The sequence below is a fragment of the Streptomyces sp. NPDC101393 genome, from assembly GCF_044767385.1.
GTDB lineage: Bacteria > Actinomycetota > Actinomycetes > Streptomycetales > Streptomycetaceae > Streptomyces.
This window is the reverse complement of record NZ_JBIWNU010000004.1, coordinates 377,690-393,944: the sequence shown is the minus strand read 5'-3', so window position 1 is coordinate 393,944 and position 16,255 is coordinate 377,690. Positions and strand designations below refer to the sequence as shown.

General features: G+C 72.3%; 11 protein-coding genes and 3 pseudogenes. 7 read left to right on the top strand and 7 right to left on the bottom strand.

Going from position 1 to position 16,255, the window contains the following annotated elements; translation table 11 throughout:
• Positions 1–75: 75 nt before the first annotated feature.
• From ACIRQ7_RS15225 to ACIRQ7_RS15205, 5 genes are all read left to right on the top strand, one after another.
• Positions 76–303, top strand: a complete 228-nt coding sequence (locus tag ACIRQ7_RS15225; RefSeq protein ID WP_401476249.1) for a DUF397 domain-containing protein — start codon at positions 76–78, stop codon at positions 301–303.
• 103 nt (positions 304–406) lie between these two features.
• Positions 407–2,383: a hypothetical protein gene (locus ACIRQ7_RS15220; RefSeq protein WP_404262740.1), complete on the top strand. Its 1,977-nt coding sequence runs from the start codon at positions 407–409 to the stop codon at positions 2,381–2,383.
• Between the two features lie 169 nt (positions 2,384–2,552).
• A complete protein-coding gene (locus ACIRQ7_RS15215; RefSeq protein WP_404262739.1) occupies positions 2,553–3,479 on the top strand; it encodes a metal-dependent hydrolase in 927 nt (308 codons plus the stop codon).
• 1 nt (position 3,480) lies between these two features.
• Complete coding sequence (locus ACIRQ7_RS15210) at positions 3,481–4,608, top strand: PDR/VanB family oxidoreductase (RefSeq protein WP_404262738.1); 1,128 nt, start codon at positions 3,481–3,483, stop codon at positions 4,606–4,608.
• 106 nt (positions 4,609–4,714) lie between these two features.
• The gene (locus ACIRQ7_RS15205) at positions 4,715–5,410 is read left to right on the top strand and encodes a TetR/AcrR family transcriptional regulator (protein WP_404262737.1); all 696 of its coding nucleotides are present in this window, start codon (positions 4,715–4,717) and stop codon (positions 5,408–5,410) included.
• A 96-nt stretch (positions 5,411–5,506) separates the two neighbouring features.
• Here ACIRQ7_RS15205 and pulA read toward each other — a convergent pair.
• The 3 genes and pseudogenes from pulA to ACIRQ7_RS15190 form a co-directional block, all read right to left on the bottom strand.
• Positions 5,507–8,116 (bottom strand): annotated as a pseudogene (gene pulA, locus ACIRQ7_RS15200) (pullulanase-type alpha-1,6-glucosidase); the annotation flags it as partial.
• Between the two features lie 163 nt (positions 8,117–8,279).
• Positions 8,280–9,686 (bottom strand): annotated as a pseudogene (locus tag ACIRQ7_RS15195) (alpha-amylase family protein); the annotation flags it as partial.
• A 260-nt stretch (positions 9,687–9,946) separates the two neighbouring features.
• Positions 9,947–10,423 (bottom strand): ATP-binding protein, encoded by a 477-nt coding sequence (locus tag ACIRQ7_RS15190; protein WP_404262735.1) that lies wholly within the window; start codon positions 10,421–10,423, stop codon positions 9,947–9,949.
• A gap of 155 nt (positions 10,424–10,578) precedes the next feature.
• Between ACIRQ7_RS15190 and ACIRQ7_RS15185 the strand changes: the two are divergent.
• Both ACIRQ7_RS15185 and ACIRQ7_RS15180 read left to right on the top strand, forming a co-directional pair.
• Positions 10,579–11,419 (top strand): annotated as a pseudogene (locus tag ACIRQ7_RS15185) (helix-turn-helix domain-containing protein).
• Positions 11,416–11,667 (top strand): DUF397 domain-containing protein, encoded by a 252-nt coding sequence (locus tag ACIRQ7_RS15180; protein WP_404262733.1) that lies wholly within the window; start codon positions 11,416–11,418, stop codon positions 11,665–11,667. The pseudogene ACIRQ7_RS15185 and the gene ACIRQ7_RS15180 overlap by 4 nt, the downstream one beginning before the upstream one ends.
• A gap of 211 nt (positions 11,668–11,878) precedes the next feature.
• Here the strand turns inward: ACIRQ7_RS15180 and ACIRQ7_RS15175 are convergent, their stop codons facing one another.
• From ACIRQ7_RS15175 to ACIRQ7_RS15160, 4 genes are read right to left on the bottom strand one after another with little or no spacing between them, the layout of a single operon-like run.
• Positions 11,879–12,928, bottom strand: a complete 1,050-nt coding sequence (locus ACIRQ7_RS15175; RefSeq protein WP_404262731.1) for a LacI family DNA-binding transcriptional regulator — start codon at positions 12,926–12,928, stop codon at positions 11,879–11,881.
• The gene (locus ACIRQ7_RS15170; protein ID WP_404262730.1) at positions 12,916–14,535 is read right to left on the bottom strand and encodes a glycoside hydrolase family 13 protein; all 1,620 of its coding nucleotides are present in this window, start codon (positions 14,533–14,535) and stop codon (positions 12,916–12,918) included. Before ACIRQ7_RS15170 ends, ACIRQ7_RS15175 begins: the two co-directional genes overlap by 13 nt.
• A gap of 1 nt (position 14,536) precedes the next feature.
• Positions 14,537–15,373 (bottom strand): sugar ABC transporter permease, encoded by an 837-nt coding sequence (locus ACIRQ7_RS15165; protein ID WP_404263143.1) that lies wholly within the window; start codon positions 15,371–15,373, stop codon positions 14,537–14,539.
• 2 nt (positions 15,374–15,375) lie between these two features.
• Positions 15,376–16,254 (bottom strand): carbohydrate ABC transporter permease, encoded by an 879-nt coding sequence (locus tag ACIRQ7_RS15160; protein WP_404263142.1) that lies wholly within the window; start codon positions 16,252–16,254, stop codon positions 15,376–15,378.
• Position 16,255 lies beyond the last annotated feature (1 nt).

The following is a 16,255-nucleotide window of genomic DNA, read 5'->3' as shown; positions in this document are numbered from 1 at the left end:
GTACGCTGGCCGGGCGCCCGATACGGCATCGCCACGGCGATGCCGCAGGAACCGATCACTAGCGAGGGATCACGGATGAGTGCGGCAGCTGAGAAGGAGTGGCTCTACGCCCTCGACATCTCCGACGCCACCTGGCAGCGCGCTCCGGGTGATGCCGTGGAGGCGGTGGAGATCGCCTTCCTGGAGCGCGGCGCGGTGGCCATGCGCAACTCCACCGACCCGGATGTGGTGCTGCGCTACACCGAGGCGGAGTGGCGCGCGTTCGTGCTCGGCGCCCGGGACGGCGAGTTCGACCTGCGCTGACGTCCGCGCGGCACCACCCTGCACCACGACCGGTGACGGTCACCCGGAAACGGCTCTCCACTCCTCCGGGTGACCATCACCGGATTCACTCGTTTCACCGAACGTGGAGCAGCAGCAGGCGACAACCCCGCGTCCGGACCGTACGACCGACAGCTTCGGCGACGGCGATCTCGGTGACGCCATCGACGTCGAACAGGCCGAAGCGGCGCTGGTGGAGCACTATCCCCGGCTCGTACGGCTGGCCTATCTCGTCCTTCCGCCCGGCGCGAGCCGCGGCCGCCGCGTCCTGACCGCCCATGCGGTCGTGCAGCGGTCCCTGCCGCGCCAGCGCGCCTCCACCCGCGATCTCCCGCTGCCCGTCCCGCGCAGCGGCACCGACGCGTCCGACGGCCCCGGCTACGCCTTCGTACGCCTGCGGGTGCTGCGCGCGGCGCTCGCCACCGGCCGCCGCTCCCGCCTGCGGCTGCCCGCGCTGCCGCCGCCGCTCCCCCAGGTGTGGGGGCTGCGGCTGTTCCCACGGTCCGGCGGTGCCGATGAACTCGCCCTGGACCAGGCGCTGTCGGAGCTGTCGGCGCCCGGCCGGGCGGCGTTCGTGCTGCGTGACCTGGAGCGGCTGACCGCGCCGGACGCGCGCCGGGTGCTGGAGGCCGCCGGGGTGAGCGAGGCCCGGGAGGCGCTGGAGGAGGCGGAGCGGGCCGCGACCCCGGCCGGCAGCCGGGACCGGTCGCTGCTGGAGTCGGTGGAGTTCGACCCCTGCGCGCTGCAGGCCCGGCCGACGGACCTGATCCGGCGGCGGCAGCACTTCCGGGCCGTGCTGGCGGCGGGGGTGGCGGTGCTGGTGTGCGGGGCGCTGCTGGGGCTGCCCGGCGAGGGCTGGGGCCCGGACGGCGCCGCCGCCCCGGTCTACGCACAGAACCCGGCTGCCGAAGCGGCCCTGGATCCTGGCAAGTTGACGAAGGTGCCGGCCACTGCCTGGAAGACCGCGGCGCGCGTGGACTTCGCGTCCTGGCCGGCCCGCGGCGACCGGGTCGATGACCGCGCCCTGCTGCGGCGGGCGCTGGCGGTGTGGGCGCGGCCCGGCGCCGGGGTGCCGGTCTGGGCGACGCCGGGGACCTCCACCGGGCCGGCGGCGGGTCCGGCGCAGCTGCTGTTCGCCGGCGTCGTGGACCACGCGGTGGTGGTGCTGCTGCACGACGGGCTGCGGGTGGTGCGCTACGCCGAGGCGGCGGATGCCGAAGGGCGGAGCGACGGGACGGGCGCCGCGCTCGACTTCGCCCGCGCGGACGGCGCCTCGGCGGCCTCGGCCTCCGCGCTGGTCCTGAACCGCACCCAGCGCAACGTCCGCTATCTGGCGGCGCCTTGGGTGACGTCGGCGCGCTCGGTGGATCTGCTCAAGCCGGATGAGGCGGGCACCCGGCTGGCGATCGACAAGGACGGCGTGGCCGATCCCGTCCCCTTCCCCTCCGCCGATGCGAAGTGCACGTCGTGGCCCGCGCTGCGGATGGGCGGCCGGCTGCTGACCGACCTCGGCGAACTGGCCCCGGCGCGGCTGACGTACGGCTCGCCGGGCAAGCCGGGCGAGGTGCAGGGCCCGAAGGCGCGGGCGGCATGGGCCCGGACGGCCTGCCATCTGCCGGCGGTGCGCGGGCAGGGCGTACGCACCGTGAATTCCTGGGAGTTCGCCGAGCAGCCGGTGCCCGGCGGCGCGGGCACCGCGGCGTGGGTGTGCACCCGCGCCGAGACCTGGCGCGGTGCGGGCAGCCGGACCCTGGCGCAGTTCCAGGCGCCGGCCCCGGGCGGGCAGCCGTACGCGCCGGGTGCGGTGGCGGCGCGGGCCGAGGGCGGTACGGCCTGCGGGCCGCGCGGGCCGCGGGTGCTGGCCGGGGTGCTGTGGAAGGCCCCGGACGGGCGGTGGTGGCTGCTGGCGGCGGGCAGCAAGGCGGTCTCCTCGATCCGTGCGACGGGCGGGGTGCAGGGCGAGGTGACGGGGCGGCTGCTGGCGGTCCCGTCGAAGGCCGGTGACCGGGCGGAGCTGGACGGGCAGCTGGCGGACGGCAAGAAGATCCGGGCGCTGCGCTGACGGGAGCGGGGCGGCGGGCGGAGTACCGGGCGGGCCGGCAGCGCACCGCGCCCGCCCTGCCCCGCCCTCCGCACCGGCAGCTCACCGCACCCGCATCGCCCTCCACACCACGCGATTTCTGCCGCCCGAGGGGTATTGCGGACTCCTTACCCCCCAGTACATTGACGCCATGTCTAATACGGCCTCGTTGCGGCCCCAGCCGGTCGCGTCCGAGCACATCCCGCTGAAGGCCCGCAACGTCGCCTTCGACTGGGCGGACACCCCCCTGCACTGGATACCGGGCGACCCCTCCAGCACCCACACGATCAACGTGCTGCATCTGCTGCTGCCCGCCGGGGAGCGCTGGTTCGTGCACGTCTACAAACAGGTGCTGCCGTACATCCGCGACCCGCGGCTGCGCGAGGACGTCATCGGATTCATCGGCCAGGAGGCGATGCACTCCCAGGCGCACGATGACGTCCTGCCGCATCTCAAGGCGCAGGGCCTGGACCCGACTCCGTACACCGCGCAGGTCGACTGGCTCTTCGAGAAGCTGCTCGGCGACCGCACGCTGCCGCCGGGGCGGGCACGCAAGTGGTGGCTGCTGGAGAGGGTCGCCACGATCGCCGCGATCGAGCACTACACCGCCTTCCTGGGCGACTGGGTGCTCAACGCCGGGGCGCTGGACGCCAAGGGCGCCGACCCCACCATGCTCGACCTGCTGCGCTGGCACGGCGCGGAGGAGGTCGAGCACCGCTCGGTCGCCTTCGACCTCTTCGTCCACCTCGACGGCGGCTACCGGCGCCGGGTGCGCACCTGGGCCACGGCGTTCACCGCGCTGGTCTTCCTGTGGCAGCGCGGCACCCGCTTCTTCATGGCCCACGACCCGTCACTGACCGACGGCAAGGCCGCCTTCGGGGACTTCCTGCGGGGCGGGCGGCAGGGCGTGCTGCCGACCACCGGCCAGATGCTGCGCTCCATCCCGCAATACCTCAGCCGCACCTACCACCCCTCCCAGCACGGCAGCACCGAGCAGGCCGTCGCCTACCTCGACCGCTCGCCCGCCGCGACCGCCGCCGAGTCCGCTGCCACGGCCCCCGCCACCGGAGGCGCCTGAGATGCCCGCACCGCCCCGCATACCGAGCGCGCGCACCCTGTGCGTCGCGGCCGGCCTCACCACCGGCGCCGCACTGGCCCGCCGGGCACTGCGGCGCCGCATCGAGCGGTCCCCGCTGTGGCCGATGCCCGCCCTGGAAGCCCCGATATCGGGCCAGGGCCGGGACCGTGGGGCACCGCCCCTGCGCCTGCGGATCGCCGAACGGACCACGGCCGCCGACGGCGTGATCACCCTGCGTCTGACGGGCGCGGGACTGCCGGCCTGGGAACCGGGCGCGCACATCGACCTGGTGCTGCCGTCGGGCACCGTGCGCCCGTACTCGCTGTGCGGGGACCCGGCCGAGGTGCGGCATCCCGACGGCGGTGCGTACACCATCGCCACCCGCCTCATCGAGGACGGCAGGGGCGGCTCACGCGAGGTGCACGAGGCCCTGCGCGAGGGCATGAGCGTCGAGGTGCGCGGCCCCCGCAACCGCTTCCCGCTGGCCGAAAGCCACTCCTACCTCTTCATCGCGGGCGGTATCGGCATCACCCCGATCCTGCCGATGGTGCGGCAGGCCGAGGCCGCGGGCGTGCCGTGGCGGCTGGTCTACGCGGGGCGGTCGCGGGCGTCGATGCCGTTCCTGGCGGAGGCCGGAAAACTGGCGGGCACCGGCGGCGGCCGTCTGACGGTGGTCGCCGAGGACGAGGCCGGGCGCCCCGATCTGGCGGCGGTGCTCGCCGAAGCGCCCCCGCACACCGCCGTTCACTGCTGCGGCCCCGGCCCCCTGATGGACGCGGTCGCCGCACTGCTGCCCGACGGTCCCAAGGGCCTGACCCTGCACACCGAACGCTTCGCACCGGCCGGGGCGGCGCCCGGTGCGGACCTCCCCTTCGAGGTGGAACTGCGGCGCACCGGCCGTACGGTCACCGTCCCCGCGGGCACCAGCGCGCTGCGCGCGATCCGCGAGCAGGCGCTGCCGGACCTGCCCTACTCGTGCGAGCAGGGCTTCTGCGGCACCTGCCGGCAGCGGGTGCTGTCCGGTGAGGTGGACCATCGCGACGCGCTCCTGACGGACGCGGAACGCGACGACTCCCTGCTGCTCTGCGTCTCGCGGGCCCGGGGCACCTCACTCGCCCTGGACCTGTGACCCCGCCCCTGGAACGGTTCCCACCCGAGGGGCGATTGCCGCCGCCCTCCGTCCGATATCCGGTCCATGATTCCGTGCCGGGCCCCGGGTCGTTAGGGTGTGGCGCATGACGACCGGGGCGCGCCGCAGAATGGGCGTCGAGGAGCGGCGCGAGCAGCTCATCGCCGTCGCACTCGACCTTTTCAGCCACCGTTCCCCCGAGGACGTGTCGATCGACGAGATCGCCGAGGCGGCCGGGATATCCCGGCCGCTGGTCTACCACTACTTCCCGGGCAAGCAGCAGCTCTACGAGGCCGCGCTGCGCCGGGCCGCCGACGAGCTCGCAGCCCGCTTCGTGGAACCGCACGAAGGCCCGCTCGGCGCCCGCCTGCTGCGCGTCATGGAGCGCTTCTTCGATTTCGTCGACGAGCACGGCCCCGGTTTCTCCGCGCTGATGCGGGGCGGCCCGGCGATCGGTTCCAGCCGTGCCGGCGCGATGATCGACAGCGTCCGGCAGGCCGCGTACGAGCAGATCCTCGCCCATCTCGGCATCCCCGACCCGTCCCCCCGCCTCGCGCTGGTGGTGCGCTCGTGGATCTCGCTCGCCGAGACCACCGCGCTGCTGTGGCTGGACGGGCGGCGCATCCCGCGTGCGGAGTTGGAGCGGCAGTTGGTGCACGACTTCGCCGCGCTGGCCGCCGTGAGCGCGGCGTACGACGAGCGGATGGCGGAGCTGGTCCGCGAAATGCTGACGTCCGAACCCCCGGACGGCATGTTCGCCGACCTGGTCACCAAGCTGCTGGCGCTGCCCGAACCGGTGTGAGCCCCGCCGGGGCGACCCTGACGCCGGCGGGGTGCCGGTCATGCCGGGCAGCCACGGCATGCGGGTCATCCCGCCCGCCGAGCCCCCTGCGCGCGGTCACCGGTGACGGAAGACCGCCACCGTGCGGCCCGGGACGTCGAAGGTGCCCGAACTCCGCTCGTAGGCAGCCGACTTGACCACCGGGTCGCTGCCGTGGGCTTGAAGCGGGTGCAGGGCGTAGCGCTCGCCGGATACGGCCGGGACGGTCTGTGTCCGGCGGTGCGGGGTGGCGTTGAAGACGACCACGAGGTTGCCGAGGCGCATGGTCAGCACGCCGGGCGTCTCCTGCTTCCCGGACAGCGGGAAGGAGAGGGCGGACTGCACGCGGGCGCTGGTCGGCAGGTCGAAGGCCGGTTCGGTGGCGTGGATGCGCAGCAGGTCGCGGTAAGCGGCGGAGGTGGCGTTGATCGCGGAGCAGCCGGGGCGGAGTGCCGGGTCGGCCAGCAGGGGCCGGGCGTAGGGCCACTTGTCCTTGTTGTCGGCGGCCGGGGGCAGCCCACGCCCGAAGCCGTTGCCGTCCGCGCAGCGGAAGTGCAGGGCGTTGAACCAGTCGCCGCTGTCGAAGGAGTTGCGGTCGAGGGACTTGGAACGCAGCAGTTCGGAGCCGGTCTGGGAGAGCGCGGGCCCCTGGGAGAGGGCGGCGGTGGCCAGCGCGAGGACCTGCATCCGGGAGCGGTCGGCGGGGGCGGTGCCGGCCGGGAGTTTGAAGGCCAGGGTGTCGTAGAGGGTTTCGTTGTCGTGCGCGTCGGCGTAGGCGAGGGCGTCGCCGGGGTCGGCGGCGTAGCCGGCGGGCGCGCCGTTGTAGTCGATCTGGGAGCCCTTGACGCGGCGCCCGGCGGTGTCGGTGAAGGTGTAGTCGGCGAGGCTGCCGGTCAGGCCGACCTTGATGAGGTCCTGATAGTGCAGGAGCCGGGACCGCTGGGCGGCCGGAGTGCCGTTCCCGGGCGAGGAGTTGGGGTCGGTGAAGAGACCGGAGGCGAAGCCCTGGACACGCGGGTCGGCGTCGAAGGGGCTGCCGCCGCGTACGGCGTCACGCGCCCGGTCGCTGAAGGTGGCGATGCCGGTGCCGGCCATGTTCCGTTGGGTCGCCTGGACGAAGCGGGCGTCATCGGCGGCCTCGCCGAAGTTCCAGCCCTCGCCGTAGAGGACGACCGACCTGCCGTCCACTCCGTCCTTCTGCGGCGTCAGCGCGTCCAGGGCCTTGCGGACGGCGAGGATGTTGGCCTTGGGGTGGTGGCCCATGAGGTCGAAGCGGAAGCCGTCGACCTTGTACTCCTTCGCCCAGGTGACGACGGAGTCGACGACGAGCTTGCCCATCATGGTGTGCTCGGGCGCGGTGCCCGAGCAGCAGGTGGAGGTGGCGACGCTGCCGTCGTCGAGGAGGCGCTGGTAGTAGCCGGGCACGATCCGGTCCAGGACGGATTTCGGGTCCTGGCCGCTCGCGGCGGTGTGGTTGTAGACGACGTCCATGACGGCACCGAGCCCGGCCCGGTTGAGGCCCTGCACCATGCGGCGGAATTCGACGGTGCGGGCCGTCCCCTCCGGGTCTGAGGCGTAGGACCCCTCGGGGACGGTGTAGTGCAGCGGGTCGTAGCCCCAGTTGTAGGCGTCCTTGGCGGCGGCCTTGCCGGTGCACTCCTGCTGGCGGTCGGAGTCCGGTGCGTACGCGGCCGGGTCGCAGTCGGGGTGCGCCTGGTCGGCGGGGCGTTCGGGGACCGTGGCGAAGTCGAAGGCCGGCAGCAGGTGCACGTACGACGTCCCGCTCCGGGCCAGGGACTTCAGGTGCCGCATACCGTCCGAAGCGCGGTCGGTGAAGGCGAGGTAGCGGCCCGGGTGGCGGGAGGTGCGGTCCTCGATGGAGAAGTCGCGGAGGTGCAGCTCCTGGATGCGGGCGTTGCGGAGCGGGTCCGGGCGGGCGGCGGTGGCCCGCGTCGCGGCCGGTTTCCGCAGCGCCCGCCATCCCCGGGGGGCGAGCTCCGGATCGTCCAGGTCGACGACGAGGCTGCGGGTGGAGTCGGCGGTCAGCGCGGTGGAGTAGGGGTCGGTGACCTTGTTGGTGACCGTCTTGCGGACCGTCGGCGCCCAGACGGTCACCACATAGCGGTAGGCCTTACCGGCCCAGTCCGGCCGCCCCTGTACCCGCCACACCCCACTCGTGTCGTCGCGCCGCATCGGCACCGTACGGCCGTCGAGTTCGAGCGCGACGGTGCGGGCGGTGGGTGCCCAGACGGCGAGGGTGGGGCGGTGGCCGCGGTGGAAGACCGGGCCGAGGGCGGTCTTCGCCGCGGCCTTCCCGTACAGGTCGTCCAGCACTCCGGGTATCTGCACACCGGTCGTCCGGCGCTTCCCCGACGGTGACTTCTGGGTGGCGGCCAGACGGCCCCGCAGGGCGGTACGGGCCTTGGCGCGGTCCCGGGGCTCGACCGTGAAGGCCCGGAACGCCGTGAGATGGGGGTACGCCGCGCGTTCGGACGGGCTGAGGGTGCCGGGTGTGAGGTGGATCCGGCCGCGGCCCCGCGGCCCGTACTCCAGTTGTGCGGGGGCGCGCTCCGCGCCCTTCCAGACGACGGTGTCGCGGTCGATCCACTGCGCGGAAGCCGTGGGGGGCGCGGCTGCCGGCTCGGCGGTCGCGGCGGGCGCAGCCGGGAGGGCGGTGGCGCCGAGGACCAGCGCCACGGCGGCGACGGTACGGCGGAGAGGGCCGTTCACGAAGAGGCTCCTTGGGAGTCGTACGGGGGCGGGCGGGCCCGGTGGGGGGCGGGGCGTGGCCGCCCGGCAGGCGGGGAGGGTGCCGGGCGGCCGGTCGGGGCGGGAGGCGGGCGGCGGGTCAGCCGCAGTCGCGCGCCCCCCTGTGCAGGGCCAGTGCGGTGTGGGCGGCCAGCGTCGCGGTGAAGCGGCCCGAGCCGTCCACCGTCACCGGCCGCCCGCTCTGCACATCGCAGTAGCCGCCGGCCGGCAGCGAGGTCTGGAAGGTGCGGCTGAGCGCGGAACTCTCGTGGTTGATCGCGACATAGCCCAGGTCACCGCGCCCGAAGGCGATGGCGTCGCCGCCGTTGTCCCACCAGTGGGTGACGGCGGCGCCGCGCACGGTGTTGCGGAAGGCGACCATGCTCGCGATCTCGGGCCACTTGTGCTGGCACTTCCAGCCGTCCTGCCAGCAGGCCTTGACCTGGCCGCCGAGGGGCGGACCGGCGTCCCGGTCGGTGAACTCGTAGCCGGAGTGGACGTCGGGTGCGCCGTAGGGCCAGGCCAGCATGAAGACGTGGGCGAGGGTGTAGTCGGCGCCGTCCTTGTAGCTGAGGGTGTCGCCGCCGCGCTCGGTGTCGTGGTTGTCGACGAAGACCGCGGCCTTGGCGCCGGGGAGGTAGCCCCAGCCCTCGCCGTAGTTCTTCAGGTAGGCGAGATTCTCGCTGGTGAAGACCCTTTTGAGGTCCCGGGCGTAGCGGAACTCCTGGACGTCGCCGGTGGCTTGGTACTCGTCCGGGGAGACGGCCTCGCCCCCGCCGAAGATGGCCTCCTGCTTCCAGTAGGCCTGCGGATTGCTCAGCCTGCCCTTGATGTCGGCGAGGTCCTCGGCCGCGATGTGCTTGGCGCCGTCGATGCGGAAGCCGTCGACGCCGAGGGACAGCAGGTCGTTGAGGTAGGCGGCGATCCGGCCGCGGACGTACGGCTCGCCGGTGTCGAGGTCGGCGAGGCCGACGAGTTCACAGTGCTGGACGTTCCAGCGGTCGCTGTAGTTGGTCACCTCGGCCGTGCAGTCGTCGACGTCGTGGGCCGAGTAGGTGCCCGGGTAGTCGTACTTGGTGTACGGGGAGCCGCCGGTGCCGGTGCCGGACCCGGCCGCCATGTGGTTGATGACCGTGTCGGCGACGACCTTGACCCCCGCGGCGTGGCAGGTGGCCACCATGTTCGCGAAGGCCGTGCGGTCGCCGAGCCGACCGGCGATCTTGTAGCTGACCGGCTGGTACGAGGTCCACCACTGCGCGCCCTGGATGTGCTCCTGGGGCGGCGATACCTGGACGTAGCCGTATCCGGCGGGGCCCAGGGTGTTGCGGCATTCCGCGGCCACCGAGTCGAAGCGCCACTCGAAGAGGACGGCGGTGACGTCCTTGTCCCCGGGCGGCGCGGCATGGGCCGGCAGCGGCTGCTGGGGCACCAGGAAGGCCGCCGCGCCCGCCACAAGGGCGAGACCGACAGCCGCGGGTCTGCGGAGGGCTTGCCTGATCCGGTGCAGCATGGTTCCTCCTGAGGGGGTGGAGTGACCTTGCTCGGCAACGCGCCGTGCCCGTAAGGCCGTTGAACCGGCGCCGACTGACGGCGGCGCCCCTGATGTTGACGGTTCTAGCTGTCGGAGCCCCACGGTGCAAGGTCTTACGCAAAACATTGCAACGGTGTTACGTTCAACGACAAGCCCCGGTCCGGCCGACCGGAGGGGCAGCTGATCCGTCGGCCGCCTCCACGCGCCCGGCCGGTCGGACCGGACCCACGGGACTCGCCCTACGCACCGCCCGGCAGGTCGAGTTCGGCGCGGACGATCTTGCCGACGGGCGGTCGGTCCAGGACCGTCCAGCAGGTGGCGAGCTCCGCGACGAGCAGCAGTCCGCGACCGGATTCGGCGTCCGGCGGCGGGAGTTCGAGCGCACCGGGGACCGGCGGGCGTTTCTCCGTCCGGGTGTCGGCGACCTCGATGCGGAGCGTGCCGGGGCGGGCGGAGCCGGGCAGTCGCGTGAGGCGCAGTTCGAAGTCCCGGCCGGGCACGCGGCCGTGGGTGACCGCGTTGGCGGCCAGTTCGCCGACGATCACGGCGGCGGACTCGGAGAGTTCGCTGCCGTACGGGAAGCCCCACAGGTCGAGCTGGTGGACGGCGAGATGCCGGGCGAGCCGGGCACCGAGGCGGGTGGCACTGAAGCGCTGCGTGAACATACGTACGGTGAGCGGGTCTTGCGGGGTGCGGTGGGTGGCGTGGGCTGACATGGGGCCAACGGTGGCGCCCACGCGGCCCTTGTGGCCAGGGTTTCCGGCCCTACGGAGCCCGTACGCCGCCCGTACGGAGGGTGTGCGTGCGGGTACTTGGGGTAGACGGCGCGCGTAACGGACCGTAACCATGGACGCGTTGCGTGGCAGACACCATGGGAGGGGCCGGAATGAGCGGCAACGGCGAACCGGAATCGACGGACAGCCTCAAGCAGTTCGGGGCGGTACTCAAGGCGTTCCGGGAGCGGGCGGAGATGACGCAGGAGGCACTCGCCCGGCGGGTGCAGTTCTCACCGGCGACGGTCGCCTCCATCGAGCAGGGGCGACGGCTGCCGCCGCCCTCGGTTCATCGAGCGGGCGGGAGAAGTTCTGGATGCGCTCGGCGTACTGAAGGCCGCGGCGCAATATCTGTCGAGGCAGCCCGGATTAGCAGCCTGGTTCCGGCAGTGGGCCGAGCTGGAGGAGCAGGCGATCAGCCTGTACACCTACGAATGCCGGTTGATTCCGGGCCTGTTGCAGACGGAAGCGTACGCACGGACGCTGTTCGACGAGCGCGTCCCGCCGCTGACCGACGAGGAGTCCGAGACCCAGGTGGCGGCCCGTCTGGCGCGCCAGGAGCTGCTGCGGACCAGGCCGAACACGGCGTTCAGCTTCATCGTCGATGAGCACATCCTCCAGCGACGGACGGGTGGCGTGGAGACCAGCCGTGAACTCATCGACCACGTGCTGGAGTCCTCGGCGCGCCTGCGGAACGTTGAGTTCCAGGTCATGCCTCTGAAGAGGGGTGTCCATGCCGGGCTGAATGGGCCGATCCGGCTTCTGGAAACCCCGGAGAATCAGTGGTTTGCCTACTCCGAAGGGCAGGAAAGCGGCCAGTTTCTCTCCGACCCGAAGACGATCAGCACCCTTCACATGCGGTATGCAAAACTGCGATCGCAGGCCCTCACCCCTGAGGACTCCCGGAGCCTGCTGAAGCAGATGCGAGGAGCGCTATGAGCACCGACGAACTGGCCTGGTTCAAGAGCAGCTACAGCGGCGACTCCGGCGACGACTGCGTAGAAGTCGCCCTCTCCTGGCGCAAGTCCAGCCACAGCAGCGGTGACGGCGACAGCTGCATCGAGATCGCCGCATGCCCCACCACCATCCACATCCGCGACTCCAAGAACGCGGACGGCCCCCAGCTCGCCGTACCGGCCTCCGCCTGGGGGGAGTTCGTGTCGTACGCCAGGGGCCTGGGTCGCTGAGGGACGGGAAACCCTCACCCGGGGGGCGGCAGGCTTCACACGTGGACTCCATGTCCCACCGCAACGAACCCGTGACCAGGATCTGGGCCCCCGAGCACACACGCTGCCCGCCGCAGCCCTCGCACACGGTGAGGTATTCGATGGCGAGGGTGACGGCGCCGGGCCGGCCCCCGTGCCCCCGTGGCCCCCACCGAAGCCGCCCACCCGGCGGCTAGGTGCGCACGGCCCGCCCCGTCGACCCCCTCACCACCAGCTCCGGCTGGAAGACGAATTCGGTGCGCTGGACCGGGACTCCCTGAATCTCCTCGATCAGTGCGCCGACCGCCGCCGTGGCCATGGACTGCACCGGCTGCCGGACGGTGGTCAGCGGCGGGTCGGTGAAGGCGATCAGCTGGGAGTCGTCGAAGCCGACCACCGAGACGTCACCCGGGACGGTCAGGCCGCGCTGGCGGGCCGCGCGGACCACGCCGAGCGCCATCAGGTCGCTGGCGCAGACGATGCCGGTGCAGCCGTCGTCGAGCAGGCCGGCGGCCGCCGCGTGGCCGCCCTCGACGCTGAACAAGGTGTGATGGATGCGCCGTTCGGCCTGCCCCCTCGACAGGCCGAACGACTCCTCCAGTGCCGCCGTGAACCCTTCGGCCTTGCGGCGCGAGGGCACGTAGCGGGCCGGGCCGACGGCCAGCCCGATCCGCTCATGGCCCAGTTCGGCCAGGTGGCGCACTGCCATCCGGGCCGCGGCGCCGTCGTCGGGTGAGACGAAGGGCGCGTCGATGTGCTCGTTGTAGCCGTTGATGAGCACGAACGGGACGCCGCGGGAGGCGAGGCGGGCGTAGCGGGAGGGGTCGGCGGCGGTATCGGCGTGCAGGCCGGACAGGAAGACGATGCCGGTGACGCCGCGTTCCTCCAGCTGCTCGACGAGTTCGTCCTCCGTCGCACCGCCCGGCATCTGCGTGCAGAGCACCGGGGTGTAGCCGTGGCCGGCCAGGGACTGCTCGATGATCTGGGCGAAGGCCGGAAAGATGGGGTTGGTCAGTTCGGGGATGACGAGGCCGACCAGGCCCGCGCTGCGGCGGCGCAGCCGTACCGGCCGCTCGTAGCCGAGGACGTCGAGCGCGGCGAGCACCCGCTGCCGGGTGCCCGCCGCGACGCCCGCCTTGCCGTTCAGGACGCGGCTGGCGGTCGCCTCGCTGACCTGCGCCTGCGCGGCGATGTCAGAGAGCCGCGGGGTGGCGCGGGAGGCGGGAAGGGTCACACCTCCCACCAGACGGCGGTGTCGGCGGGTAGGTCGAACACGTCGGACACGGCTGCCAGTTGGCGGGAGGCGAGGAGCATCCGGCCGGGGGCGTCCAGGCGGACCGGGGCGCCCGTGGTGTTGACCGTGCACACCAGGCCGCCGGGCCGCCGGAAGACCAGGACGCCGTCCGGCGCGTCCAGCCACTCCACCGCGTCCCCCGCCCCGAGCCCGCCGTGCGAGCGCCGCAGCGCCAGCGCGGTGCGGTACAGCTCCAGGGTGGAGTCCGGGTCGCCGGTCTGGGCCTCGACGGTCAGGGCGCGCCAGTCGGCCGGCTGCGGGAGCCAGCTGCCGCCGGACCCGAAGCCGTACGGCGCCGCGTCACCACTCCAGGGCAGCGGCACCCGGCAGCCGTCGCGCAGGCCGTCCTGGCCGGACTCCCGGAAGAAGGACGGGTCCTGGCGCACCTCGTCCGGCAGGTCGATGACCTCGGGCAGCCCCAGCTCCTCGCCCTGGTAGACGTACGCGGAGCCGGGCAGCGCCAGCATCAGCAGGGCGGCGGCGCGGGCCCGGTCGAGGCCGCCGCCGAGCCGGGTGCGGTGGCGTACGACGTCGTGGTTGGAGAGCACCCAGGTGGTGGGGGCGCCGACCGGGCGCATCGCGTCGAGCGAGTCGTCGATGGTGGCGCGGAGCGCCGCCGCGTCCCAACCGGTGTTCAGGTAGTGGAAGTTGAACGCCTGGTGCAGCTCGTCAGGGCGCAGGTAGAGCGCGGTGCGGTCGGCGCTCGGCGTCCAGGCCTCGGCGACCGCGATCCGGTCCCCCGCGTACTCGTCGAGGACGGTGCGCCAGGAGCGGTAGATCTCGTGCACGCCGTCCTGGTCGAAGAACGGGAGGGTCTGCGTGCCGAGGAGTTTGAGCTGTTCACCGTGGCCCATGTCCGGCAGGCCCGGGGCCTTGACCAGGCCGTGCGCCACGTCCACCCGGAAGCCGTCCACGCCCAGGTCCAGCCAGAAGCGCAGGATGGAGCGGAACTCGTCCTGGACGGCGGGGTGTTCCCAGTTGAAGTCGGGCTGTTCAGGAGCGAAGAGGTGCAGGTACCACTCGCCGTCGGGCTCGGGCAGCCGCGTCCAGGCGGGGCCGCCGAAGAGGGACTCCCAGTCGTTGGGCGGCAGTTCGCCGTCCGTGCCGCGGCCGGGCCGGAAGTGGAACCGTTCGCGCAGCGGTGAGCCGGGGCCCTCGCGCAGCGCCTGCTGGAACCATTCGTGCCGGTCGGAGCAGTGGTTCGGCACGACGTCGACGATGATGCGCAGGCCCAGGTCATGGGCCTCGCGGATCACCGCGTCGGCGTCGTGCAGGGTGCCGAACATTGGGTCGATGGCGCGGTAGTCGGCGACGTCGTAGCCGGCGTCGGCCTGCGGCGAGGCGTAGAACGGGCTCAGCCAGACGGCGTCCACGCCCAGGTCACGCAGGTACGGCAGACGGCTGCGGATGCCTTCGAGGTCGCCCATGCCGTCGCCGTTGCCGTCGGCGAAGCTGCGCGGATAGACCTGGTAGATCACCGCGTCGCGCCACCAGTCGGCCGTGGCGCCGGGTGCGGGCCCCGTCCGGGGGGAGGGGGCGGCGTAGTGCTGGGTCATGTCATCCCTTGGTGGTGCCGGCGGTCAGTCCGGATACGAGGTGGCGCTGGGCGAAGGCGAAGACGAGCGCGGCCGGGACGGCGATGATCACGGCGGCGGCGGTCATCGAACCCCAGTCGTTGGTGTACTGGTTGACGAAGGTCTGCAGGCCGCCGGCGAGCGTCAGGTTCTCCTCGCCGGTCATGAACGCGGAGGCGTAGGCGACCTCGGCCCAGGCGGTGACGAAGGTGTAGAAGCCGGTGACGGCGAGCCCCGGACGGGCCAGCGGCAGGATGAGCCGCCAGAAGGTGCCGAAGGGGTTGAGGCCGTCGACCCGGCCCGATTCGTCGATCTCCACCGGGATGGTGTCGAAGTAGCCCTTCATCATCCAGGCGCAGAACGGGACGGCGATCGTCAGATACGTGATGATCAGGCCCATGGGCTGGTTGAGCAGACCCAGCGACGCCATCAGGTTGTAGAGCGGCACGATCAGTACGGCGACCGGGAACATCTGGGTGATCAGCAGCAGCCACATCAGCGGCCGCATGCCGGGGAAGCGGAAGCGGCTGACGGCGTAGCCGGTGGTGGCCGCGACGAAGACACCGAGGACGGTGGTGACGCCGACGATCAGCACGGAGTTCTTGAACCAGGTCAGGAACTCGGTGTCGGCCAGCACATGGGTGTAGTTGGCGAGGGTGGGGTGGCTGAAAAGGGCGGTGGTGAAGGCGTCGTCCTTCGGCTTGAAGGAGGTCACCAGCAGCCACAGCGGCGGGAAGACCGCGACGGCGGCGGCGAGCGCCAGCGCGAGGTGCAGGCCGACGGAGGCGAGCGGGCTGCGCTCATGGCGTTTACGGGGCATGGTCACCACACCTCTCCCTGCTTGCGCAGTGCCCGGCGGTAGACCACGGCGACGAGCGAGAGCATCACCAGGATCAACACGCCCCAGGCCGCGGACCCGGAGAAGTCGCGGGGGCTGTCGATGAAGGAGAGCCGGTAGGCGTAGGTCACCAGGATCTCGGTGGCGTCGCCGGGCCCGCCCCGGGTGAGCAGGAAGATCACCGGGAACATGTTGAAGGTCCAGATGGTGGAGAGCAGGATCACCGTGCTGCTGACCGCGCGCAGGCCCGGCACCGTGATGTTGCAAAACCGCTGCCAGGGGCCGGCGCCGTCCATCTCGGCGGCCTCGTACAGCTCGCCGGGTATGGACTGCAGTCCGCCCAGCAGGGCGACGAGCATGAACGGCACGCCCAGCCAGACGTTGACGGCGATGACCGAAAGCTTCGCCCAGGTCGGGTCGTTGAGCCACGGGACCGCGTCGATGCCGCCGCCGGCCAGCAGCTTGTTGAGGATGCCGTTCTTCTCGTTGTAGAGCATCCGCCAGGTGAAGACGGAGATGAACGCGGGGATGGCCCAGGGCAGGATCAGCGCGAGCCGGTAGAAGGTGCGGCCGCGCAGCGTGCGGTTGAGCATGTTCGCCAGTGCGAGGCCGAGCACGAAGGTGAGCGAGACGCAGCCGACGGTCCACAGGACGGTCCAGCCGAGGCGGTCCCAGAAGACGGAGTCGCCGAGCACCGCCTGGTAGTTGTCCAGCCCGACGAACTTGTACGTCGCGGGGATGTGGTTGACGCCGATGTCCCGCTGGACGTTGGCCTCATTGGCGTCGGTGAGGGAGAGATAGGCGCCGCGCACCAGCGGATAGCCGATGATCACCCCGATGACGAGTACCACCGGGGCGACCATC

Bases quoted from the DNA above. Each gene is read 5' to 3' on its own strand.
- ACIRQ7_RS15225 (WP_401476249.1), top strand. From the start codon at position 76: ATGAGTGCGGCAGCTGAGAAGGAGTGGCTCTACGCCCTCGACATCTCC.
- ACIRQ7_RS15215 (WP_404262739.1), top strand. From the start codon at position 2,553: ATGTCTAATACGGCCTCGTTGCGGCCCCAGCCGGTCGCGTCCGAGCAC.
- ACIRQ7_RS15210 (WP_404262738.1), top strand. From the start codon at position 3,481: ATGCCCGCACCGCCCCGCATACCGAGCGCGCGCACCCTGTGCGTCGCG.
- ACIRQ7_RS15205 (WP_404262737.1), top strand. From the start codon at position 4,715: ATGACGACCGGGGCGCGCCGCAGAATGGGCGTCGAGGAGCGGCGCGAG.
- ACIRQ7_RS15190 (WP_404262735.1), bottom strand. From the start codon at position 10,423: ATGTCAGCCCACGCCACCCACCGCACCCCGCAAGACCCGCTCACCGTA.
- ACIRQ7_RS15180 (WP_404262733.1), top strand. From the start codon at position 11,416: ATGAGCACCGACGAACTGGCCTGGTTCAAGAGCAGCTACAGCGGCGAC.
- ACIRQ7_RS15170 (WP_404262730.1), bottom strand. From the start codon at position 14,535: ATGACCCAGCACTACGCCGCCCCCTCCCCCCGGACGGGGCCCGCACCC.
- ACIRQ7_RS15165 (WP_404263143.1), bottom strand. From the start codon at position 15,373: ATGCCCCGTAAACGCCATGAGCGCAGCCCGCTCGCCTCCGTCGGCCTG.
- ACIRQ7_RS15160 (WP_404263142.1), bottom strand. From the start codon at position 16,254: ATGGTCGCCCCGGTGGTACTCGTCATCGGGGTGATCATCGGCTATCCG.